The sequence below is a fragment of the Acinetobacter sp. TUM15064 genome (genome assembly GCF_008980265.1).
Classification (GTDB): domain Bacteria; phylum Pseudomonadota; class Gammaproteobacteria; order Pseudomonadales; family Moraxellaceae; genus Acinetobacter.
The window spans coordinates 1-10645 of the sequence record NZ_BKFU01000082.1; the positions used below are offsets into that span (position 1 = coordinate 1).

The 10645-nt window shown below is 37.0% G+C and carries 6 protein-coding genes and 1 pseudogene; all 7 read right to left on the reverse strand.

The genetic code is table 11. The features are described 5' to 3' along the window. Nucleotides 1-566: 566 nt before the first annotated feature. Nucleotides 567-1498: pseudogene (locus GBI16_RS16335) on the reverse strand (IS5 family transposase). A gap of 81 nt (nt 1499-1579) precedes the next feature. Further along, a complete protein-coding gene (locus tag GBI16_RS16340; RefSeq protein WP_086210609.1) occupies nt 1580-2344 on the reverse strand; it encodes an OmpA family protein in 765 nt (254 codons plus the stop codon). A gap of 6 nt (nt 2345-2350) precedes the next feature. Further along, nucleotides 2351-3307 carry a type VI secretion system-associated protein TagF gene (tagF, locus tag GBI16_RS16345; RefSeq protein ID WP_086210610.1) on the reverse strand — a complete coding sequence of 319 codons (957 nt, stop codon included), beginning with the start codon at nt 3305-3307 and terminating at the stop codon, nt 2351-2353. Between the two features lie 36 nt (nt 3308-3343). Then, nucleotides 3344-7165, reverse strand: a complete 3822-nt coding sequence (gene tssM, locus GBI16_RS16350; RefSeq protein WP_086210611.1) for a type VI secretion system membrane subunit TssM — start codon at nt 7163-7165, stop codon at nt 3344-3346. Nucleotides 7166-7189: 24 nt separating this feature from the next. Beyond that, nucleotides 7190-8629 carry a hypothetical protein gene (locus GBI16_RS16355; protein ID WP_086210612.1) on the reverse strand — a complete coding sequence of 480 codons (1440 nt, stop codon included), beginning with the start codon at nt 8627-8629 and terminating at the stop codon, nt 7190-7192. 1 nt (nt 8630) lies between these two features. Then, nucleotides 8631-9623, reverse strand: coding sequence for a type VI secretion system baseplate subunit TssG (tssG, locus tag GBI16_RS16360; protein WP_086210613.1), 993 nt, complete (start codon nt 9621-9623; stop codon nt 8631-8633). Continuing rightward, on the reverse strand, nt 9587-10645 hold a 1059-nt coding region (tssF, locus tag GBI16_RS16365; RefSeq protein WP_151707479.1), incomplete at its 5' end, for a type VI secretion system baseplate subunit TssF. The genes tssG and tssF, both read right to left, overlap by 37 nt.

Sequence of the window (10645 nt, forward strand, 5' to 3'; positions counted from 1 at the left end):
ACCCTGTTAGAGATGTGCCTTTAACATAAAACTTCGACTTTATGATATTGCTTGAGTTGAAGTAATGAAGTGAATGGATTCTCAGATTGGCATAAGTGGTTGAGCTGTTCATGGAATTGGTACTCAAAAATATCATTACAATATATCGCCCACCCTTTGGTTAAATGCGTTTCGGTATTTTCTATATATAGTTCGCATGAGTTTTGTCCGATTAAACGGATATCCTTAATTTTAAATAAGCTGAATTCACCCATTTGAGTTACTCCACTAATCAATCTATTTAAACATTAGCAAGGAATATGCCAGTCTGTTATTTACATATATTTCAATACCATATATTAATTATTTATATTTAAATTCCTCACAGGAAATATTTATGCATTGTTTTTGTGCATTCAGCTACAGCTACGTTTAGTTTTGTTGCATTCTGCTAGCTTTCTTACAAAAAACTTAGCGCATATTCCTTCAGGCCCTTTAGGTGGAGATGTAGGTACTTAATGATTCTCCTATACAGGCTTTGTTGCACAAAGATTTATAATTTGAAGCACTCCCCAACTCACTCAAATTTAAGTTACAACTCGGGTATGAGGTCGGCCTAATTCCGTAAATTTATTCAGTACGGCTATACGGGCATGTATCTCATTGACTTGGCTCCCAAAGTTTCTTGAATATAGTCGATCGCCTAATAATTTAATGCAATGCATTTTGGTTTCGACCAAACTTCGCCGATGATAGCCTGACCATTTTTTCCATAGGTCCTGCCTAAATGTTTAACAGTAAGAAGTAATTCATTTCGCTCTTGCGAATGAACTTTTGTATCTTTCCAAGGCTTTGCATTTTTTCTGGGTGGAATAACTGCATTCGCTTGCCGATCTGCAATGACCTGACGGCATTGTTTTGTGTCATAAGCCCCGTCTGTATAAACTGAATCAATCTGTTCATCCAACGGGATTTGTTCAAGTAAATCCCCAAGGACTTATGAATCGCTCACATTGTTCGTAGTCAACTGTGCAGCCCGTATTTGCAGGGTTTTAGCATCTATACCAATGTGAAGTTTACGCCATTGACGACGATATTCAGGCTGATGTTTCCTACGTTTCCATTCACCTTCACCTAAAAACTTTAAGCCAGTAGAATCAACGAGTAGGTGTAATCCATCACGACTTTTTTGATAGCCAATTGCAAGATCAATATACCTTTGTCTTCTGCAAATGGTGGAATAATCTGGGGCTGTCCAATCTAATCCACAGAGTTTAATCAGGCTTTATACAAAGCCAGTGACCATGCGTAGGGAAAGACGAAATATGGATTTAATCATTAAGCAGCATTGGATAGCTGTATCGGAATAAGTCTGATTTCGACCATGTTTGCTTTTTGGTTGAGCGTACCATTGTGTTTTGGGATCAAACGAAATGGCAATATTCCCACGATTAATGAGAGCTTGGTTATATGTGGACCAATTGGTTGTACGGTAGATTTTAGGTGTAGGCTTATTCATTCGAAAATTATATTATGGAATAAGCCTTTAGAGATAGGTTTGTGCAACAAAGCCATTCAAATGTAACTTTCAATACAAAATTTATATCACATCAAATTCAATTCGACGATTCTTCTTGCGCCCATCAGCCGTAGCATTATCAGCAACAGGTTTATTTGCTCCCATTCCTTCAACACTTAAACGCTCTTCAGCGATATGCTTGTTGAGCAAATAGTTTTTTACAGCAATAGCTCGCTCTTTACTTAAAGCTAGATTCTTTGTCGCATCACCAGAACTATCTGTATGCCCAACAATTCGGACTTTCTTTCCTCCAACCTTATTTAAAGCCAGTGCCATTTCATCTAAAATCTGTGTCCCGCTTACTGCTAAAATGGCACTGCCAGATTCAAATTCGATAATTCGATTTTTAAGCGTATCATCAATAATTTGTTGTTCTGCCTGATTTACAGAAAATTGCGTATTTAAGCGATAAGGCGGTATGACTAAACCCTGAAATAAGTTTGTTATGGGCTGGATATCCGTTGAGTTCATTACTTTTCCATTGAGTTCCATCTGCGTACCACGTACGGACAATTTCCCTTGATGTACTTTTTTTAGCTCTGGAATCACCAAATTCGCTACAGACTCACTCCAACCCGATGGTGCATTTACAGCTTTAACTTGTATTTTATCAATAATTTGATCTGCACCATAAATGCTGTACATTTTAGCTAATATGGTTTGCTTACTGGCTTGATTGGGAACAATGCCTTCTACAATAACCGGCTCTGCCCAAACGTTGACACCGAAAAGCAGTGTTAAACTGAATAGAATTTCCGTTGTTTTAATTTTATAATTTATTTTCATATCTCATTAATCTATAAATGTTTTTTTAAAAATTCTTACGCCTTGCATTAAGCTTAATTGCCTCTCACTTAATGCTTGTTCAAGGGTTGCCAAACCAGCATTTTGCTCTAAATATGGGTCGATCCAATTTGCATTGACCAATGAAACCCAACGACCTGTATCCATTTTTTGTGTAAAAATTTCACTTAATGTAAGAATATCAGCGCCTTGAAAACCAAATAGTAAGATCGGTTTTTCGTCATGAGAAATGCCTATCAAGAGCTCTGCATTTTGATTTTGAATAAAATAACTGATTAACTTGACCCAAAAAGCTGCAATTTCGTAGCAATAAGCAGCGTTATGAATAGGTAAAATCAAAACTTTGGTAAGGCGACTCGTCCCTTGCTGAATAACTGGTTGTAGCAACAAACCTAATCCAATCATACTTTGGGCAAACTCGTAACTACTAATTTTTAGTAATTGTGCAAATGAGTGGATTGTATGATGTTCATAAAATGCAGAGGCTTCAACATGATTAAAAACCTGAATTTCATTCTGTAATTTCGTCAACTTATCCAATAATATATTTTCATCGCGTAGTGACCGCATTACACGGTTTTTTTGAAACAAATCAATCAAAGTTTGTTTATAGCGGTATGGTGCATAAATAATATGCTGGAAACTATCATCAACCTCCAATAAATGGCTTAAGACCATTGGAAATTGGCGCCCTGAACTATCATGGCTTGCAATTAAATTTGCCACAAGAAAATGATTTTCTTGTGGGTTTGCAATGAAAAAGTCTAATGATGGTAATTTCTCATAAGCTTGAGCAAAGTTTTCCGATTGCATCGCATGTTCTAAAGCTTCCGTAATCCATTGGTCAATCACCTGAATTAAAGCATATTGTCCACGTGTTTTTAAGAAATCGCCATGTGCTGGGTATTTTCCATAATATAAAGGCAATGTACGCAGTTCATCCATATCGGCACGCCTCCTTATCCCATGTCTTCCATAAAATCATGAACGTGGCTCCTGCAAATTTGTAGGAGCTTTTAAACTCACCGCTGTTGCTACAGGTGCTGTTTGTGCAGCCACCACACGAACGGATTTAGTTGAAACCACTTGATCAACTAATTGCATACCGTTATAGCTACGTTGCCCTCCTACTCCACCACTAGCATCCCCGCTGATTAAACGGAAGTTAACTTTTACAGCAAGTTCAGGATTTTGTTGATTTTTCCATATCATTTCATAGCTTCCTCCACGTTGCGTACGTTGTGCACTGTCAATTAAACGATTAATCCCGTACTCACCTGGAGCCTCAAAAATCGTATGGGTTTTTCCATCTAAATCAATAGCTGTAATACGTGCACCTGGAATTGCACCTGCATTTGGCCAAACAAAGTTCACCCACTGCTGAACCCCATTTTCATAGAGCATACGTTGTCCATCAATATCAATGGTATATGATAGAAGTTTAGTATTTTCAATTGGGTAAAATTGAAAATTAGATTGATTTTGGGCTACTGATGCAGATGAAGTTTGATTTAACTCTCCTGTGGCCATGCCACGACTTGGCGCAACATAAGTTTGAAAATTTACAACAAATTGTGGATTCAAACTGATACCTAGATCTTTCCAAGTCTTCGATGTCAAAGTATATCCACGACGAATGACCAACGGATCAAGTGTCTCTTTTACATAACGTGCAATACTGCCATTCTCCCCGAGAACTTGACTGATCTCACTGCTGGTGGCTTGTAAAGTTGCAGAAGAGTTAAACGGATATTTCTTACTCAAACCACTATTAAATGGTTGATATACCTGCATTTGCCAAAGTTTATTCATCTCATCTTGTGCTGGAGTAATTAAACTCTCAAATGACTGTGTAAGGGGTGACATAAGTAGCTTTTGTAGTATTTTTTGATCTGGCTCAGACAACCCAACAGACATTTTTTCATCTACCAGTTTTTGCGTTGTATTGAATACTGAATTTTGCTCATTAATGGTAGATTTAACCAAGCTTATTGTAGCTGGCCCAACGTCACCAGAGCTTTTTAGATCATTGAATTTGCTACGAACTTGTGCCAAAGACTGCATATATTCATCAAGCAAAGATTTATTTTGTTGATCATCACGTTTACGGACCAACTGATAAAACATTTGAAACTCGTTGGAAATAGACCCTTGAGCTTGATTTAAGATAGTTGCATTAAGTTTTGCATCATCACGTCTTAAGACTTTACGTTTAAACCAAGCAACAAATCCAGTCTGTGGTGCTGCAAGTTCAGCCATTACAACAGGATTATCCCAACTAGTCTCTGTCGCAACTCGATCAAACACGCTGCGAATTGGTGAGTTTTCTGGTTCACCTAAAACTTGGATAAAATTCGTTTGTTGAGCATAATCACTTGCTTTCGCATAATGTATGCCCGTCAGAAATTTTCTCCACTCCGCAATATATTCCTTTTTATATAAGTCAGTTAGCTGTTTTCTGATTTGATCTGGGCTACCGCTAAAGCTTAAATCGTCAGATTGCGTGCTATTTAGCACCCAATCTTTGGTGTCTGTTGGGCGCTTGGCAACTTCATCAATAGCTTGTTCGATATATTCAGACCATGCGGCATGTGTAAACATGCCTGGTAGTGCATAACTACCTAAAATTGTATTTTGATTCGTCTCACCCAACATCTGTTTTATGGTCAATGCAGGATAACGAACTGCTGCGCGCATTTTGAGTTCATTATAAACACGATCTCGTGCAGGCATGCCTCGTACTACAGACAACAAGGCTTGACGTGCTTGATCCACCACCAGACTATCTGAGCTTAGGACTGGAAACTTAGGATCATTTGTTAAAGTCATGCTATATGACAGCACTTGCTCAGCTTTTTGAATCATTTCACCGCGTGGCATTTGTCCACGATTATTGTCTAACCACGACCGCCAAAAGCGAGTCACTTGGTCACTTAAATGACTGGCATCCATATATTGAGCATTACCCATCATCAAATAGGCTTTTAATGCATTGTATGCATCTTGTGGATTCGTATCACTCGGCTCTAAATATTGCTGTGTTTTTGAAACAGGTGTTAGCTTTACATTGCTATGATTGGTTCGCAATTGCTCTTCATTGGCTTTAACACGTTGTAAATATTGAGTAATATTTTGCTGCGTTGGAACCAATATAATTTGTTGAACACCTTTTAAGTATTCAGTTTTAAGCTTCTCATGCAGCTCATCTCCTTGATATAAACCAAAAGCAAACTTTAGTGGTCGATCTTGCTCAAATTGATCGAGTTGTTGCATACGTTCTTGTAAAATTAACAGTGCGTTAAGCTGTGTGGACAACTCTTGACCTGACTGTTTTTCAAGTAACACAACCTTTTCTAAGTCAGCCTGTACATCGGTAATCAGTTGTTGATTATTACGATAAGACCAAACCCATAGACTTAAAATAAGAGCCACACCAAATAAAGCGGTAACGAATGCAATATACCGTTGACGTTTACGCGTTGGGTTGATGTGTTGCTTAACTAAGTTTTTGTCTTTTAAAATAACGTCTGAAAATAGACCTTTTAAAAAATAACCATGATTTTGTGAAATTGAACGTGTTGGAATACCGCTGTCATTACCCAAACCTTTCTGTAATAAAAAGTCTTGTGCAATTTGTTCAGTCATTGGGCTTTCGATGATACCTTCTTGTAGCGCACTCGTGAAATAAAAACCACGAAAAACAGGCTTAAATTGATAAGGATTATCTTCGAAAAGTGTACCAATAAACGTTTTCAATGCAGGCTTTAAGCTCTTAAACTCCAAAGGAAAAGTCATTACGCTTGGCGAGATATTCTGAGCGTGTCGACGGCTAAGATGTGTGGTACTCACCCCTTTCAAACCGTCGTATAAAATTGAATAATGTTTCTCAAATAACTCAACCGCATGGTTTGATGCATCTGTGCTATAAGGTAACGTTGCGCCCCAAACCTGGTCAAACTCGTTCACTTCATAGCATTCAAAAAACTCTGTAAAACCAGCAATCAAATCCATTTTCGAAAAAACCAGATAAACTGGAGAGAAAACCTCTAAACGTTCAGTTAGATCTTGAATACGTGCACGTAAATTTTTCGCAAGTTTAATTGATTTTTCAGGGCTATTACTGACTAACTCAGCAATACTCACAATCACAATCAAACCGTTAATAGGTGCCTTGGAACGATTCTTTTTTAGAATATTTAATAAACCTAACCACTCAAAATGGTCATCCGCATAAATGGAGTAACGCCCTGCGGTGTCCAATAAGACTCCTTCTGTTGAAAGAAACCAATCACACTGGCGTGTTCCACTTAAACCGGCAGAAACTGATCTTTGATGTGTCTCTTCAAAAGGAAATTTTAGACCCGAGTTATAAATGGCTGAGCTTTTTCCAGCAGCGGGATTACCAATCACCATATACCATGGCAATTCATATAAGGCTGCATTGCCTTTCTTATCGCCTAGTTTAGATTTCCGAATCAATTGGATAGACTCTTTCATTTGTTGTTGAATCAAATGAAGCTCATCGTTGTTTTTCTGCTTTCCATATTCAGCTTTCGTATCATGGGCAATGGCGTCAGCAAGCACCTCACCTTGTGCAGCGTGTCGACGACGCATAATCAATAAATACACACCCCAAATCACAAGCCCTAATACATAACAGATCATTAAAGCCCAAAAAACTTTGGCGGGAATCGTGTTATACATTGCAAATAACGCAACAAAACAAGATAAAGCGATAATGGCCTTAGGATTCGTCACATACTGCCAAACATAACCTAATACGTTGTAAAATAAAGAATTCACGTTACTCTCTTATTCTTTTTTAATTTAAATGGATTGTGCTAATTTTTCATTCATGTCTTCATATGCTTGTATAAAGCAATGCGTTGAAGATTGATCTACGCTATAGATCATTGTCATAAGTTCATCTGGCAAATGCATACCCAGCATAAAACCGAATATTTTCGCCAAATGCTGCGTATCACCAAGACTTTGTTTTGTATAAATAAAATGGTGTGGCTCAATATGGCTTTGACTAAAAGCATGATTGACCTTTTTTATGGTTGGAATATTTGTCATATCATCCAATATCAACACAAAAGGCTGAACGGGCTTCAATTGCTCTAAGCTCAGCATGTGCTCAGTTGGAAGTTGGTCTAAGATATTGTCCACATTTAAACCAATATTCAGTTTTTTTTGTGGTGTAGTCTCTAATAGTTGTAAAAAAGATGCAGCCAAACACCAACTCGATGCATATTCTGAAGGTAAGTAACGATCCGTCAGCCATGTTTTTTCATCTAGCAACTCTTGATCAATTTCAGAGTCAACATTAAGAATCAATGAAATTTCTTCTAGTTGCTTAGACACTTGTGCCAACAACAACACCCAGTCTTTATAGGCAGTTTCCTGACTCAAATAATGATGTTCAATTTGAATTTGTGCAGTGATGATCCCTAAAGACCTTAAATAATGCTCCACAATTTCAAAACTTTGTGTTTCATTCCAAAAATGTAAAACCGACTCAGATAACAAAATATGGATATGAATACGATTCAGTTTCGTTACACTTTTAATGCTTTCCTGATCGTCTTGTACATCAGATGCATATTCACTATTCGGATCAATCCAAGCGGGATGCATTCGATATTCATAAGCTAATTCGCTATCATAAAATAACGCAGATTGTTTTAAGTGCTGCGCAATTTGCCACAATGTTTCAGCATGCTGTTCAAGTTGATGCTCAATCAATGCTTGAATACGCTGGTGACGAGGGTGCTCTATCTCAAATTCATCTTCTTCATCTGCATTTGTAATGACATTGTCTAGCGCTTGTATACGATAGGACAACATTGGAAGCCCATAATTATTCTGTAATTGAGTATCTAACTCAGGGCTTTTAAACTTTTGCAGTTCATCAATAATTGTTTCATTTTCTCCCAAAGCACTATAAGCAGCTGAAGAATAAATATTAAGTTGGATCCATTCGATATCAACAGGTTTTGCTTGTTTTTCTACAGCTTCTATCTGTTGACTTTGTGCCAATTCATCTTGCTTTCGTTGCTCTTTACGTTGTTGTTGTGCTTTCCATACTCTGTAGATAGCCCAAGGCAACCATAAAATCACACTGATCAATAAGGGAAGTAAAAGCAAATGACGAACTAAATCAATTGCACTTGGGTCATAACCAGTATCACGCCAATAAAAAACAACAACACCACACACCAGTAACAATGAGCTCACAAGTGTTGCAATAAAAAGTTTAAGCATGTCACATTCCCATCAGTGCATAACAGGTTTCAGCGTTGTGATCTTTCTGTTTAGGCATTAAAAAAGCACCTTGGGATAAGCCCATAGTGGTTGTTGAATTCAGATGTAACGGTTGAATATCGTTTTTATTTAGAATGAGCCTTAAATCAACCGCGAGTGTTGGGCTCAACCAAGTAGACAAAATCCGTTTAATTTTTTCGCCATTTTCTTTTTTCGGTAAAAACGTTAAATATTCGCTATAAGAAACTGGGCCGACCACTATCTCTATCTTTTCGTCAATTTGACGTATCGTTTCACCACAAAAAGTATTCATTCCCAAAAGGTTTCCATTTCCTCCAAGCACTGTTCTCTGATCAACAGACAGAGTAAATTTTTCTTCGATGAACTCAAAAACCTTGATATTTTGTTTAAGCACAGCACTCAACATGATCTTCAAAGCATGTACTGTATTATTTTGCCCCTGCATTAAACCTGCAAATTCAGCAAAATAATCATCTAAATCTGGTTGATGGTGCTGTGAGCGAATATATCCATTCAGAGCGTGCAAAATATCTAAATAATGGTTCTCTGCTTCAATTTCATAGCGCACAGGTAAATGATAAGCCAAGCATGCATCGACATATTGGGTCGTCAACTTATGATTGAACAAACCTAAAAAATGAATAGTCTCCTCGCGTTGGATACGGGGACTGTGTCTAATTTTCTGGGTATAGCTATAGGGTAAGCTTCCATGAATACCTGTTAGCCCGACCATTAAATTGGTTAAATGAATTTTCTCCTCATCAAGACTTAAACTTTCAATCTCTGTATCGGGAAAATTAAGATTTAAAGAACTATGAAATCTAAATGGCTTGGCCCAATCTCCCTTGATTTCCTTGTTTGAATCTGCTGTCTGCCGTAATAATCGTGTTGCTTGAATAAACTCAAAGGCACGCGGTTGTTCAATCAAGGCCCCAATTACAGAAGTGTCTTGCCACCAACGTTCTGCACGCATTGGTATAACTCCTGTTGTGTATAAGCATCGGATATAACAACATCAACAAAACTGTTCATGTGTACTTTTAAATTGAAAACATGTGCTAAAAGCTGGCTAAAAATGAATAAGCTATGCCCCCGGAAAACCTTTGAATCAATCGCTAGTTTTACTTTTAAACCACGGACAAATAATGGAAAAGGTTTTGCCTCTACCATTTTTTGAGTAAGAGAAAAATCAACCATTTGAATTGAATTAATAATCAGTTGATTTTCTTTTGATTTGGGTAAATTATAGAGTTCAAGTAATTCCTTAATATGACTTAAGGTCTCTCCTTTCATTAAGGACAAAGTATTTAATGAAAGATGTGAAATAATTCTCCATTGTTCTTTTTTATTTTTTTCAAAAACATAGGGTTTATTGGGTCTTTTTAGAACCACCGCTCGCCGTGCAAGACTACTGTCATTCAAACTCAGAATACTATTAGTCTGACTTAACGCTTCATGGGGTAAGTCACGATTGGAACACAGTAATTGTGTACTAATGAAGTCTGATTTAGTGCTTTCTGGCGAAAGCTGCTTTGAGATAATACTATATACTGTTTCTGTGTATTTATTATGCAAATGGGCTGAATTTAAACTATAAAAAAATTGAGTATCTGGATCTTGATAATGACTCATTGCAAAAAAAGGATAAATATCAAATGCTGTTTGTTCTTGATTTGATTTTTCACGGATCATCTGCATTCTAGTAATACTATATGTTTGATAATACTCAGGATGATGTGCATCTGTAATTAAAGGGTATTCTAATTGCTTATGATTTATTTTCTGTGGTTCTGCTTGTTTCCTAAATAAATTCACTGCTGGAGTAACATATAATTTAAAGTTTGCAATATTTAATTCTGAGTAATTTTTGATATTCACTTGATCATTTAAATTAAGTTTTAGGTGAATTAAAATTTCAAAATAATGCTGACCTTTATCTAGATGTTTTAAAAAATCTAACTTCATATTTAGAAAGCTAAACTTTTCGGGGAAGCA

Coding starts and splice junctions, on each gene's coding strand:
- GBI16_RS16340 (WP_086210609.1), bottom strand. CDS start 2,344: ATGAAAATAAATTATAAAATTAAAACAACGGAAATTCTATTCAGTTTA.
- GBI16_RS16355 (WP_086210612.1), bottom strand. CDS start 8,629: ATGCTTAAACTTTTTATTGCAACACTTGTGAGCTCATTGTTACTGGTG.
- tssG (WP_086210613.1), bottom strand. CDS start 9,623: ATGCGTGCAGAACGTTGGTGGCAAGACACTTCTGTAATTGGGGCCTTG.
- tagF (WP_086210610.1), bottom strand. CDS start 3,307: ATGGATGAACTGCGTACATTGCCTTTATATTATGGAAAATACCCAGCA.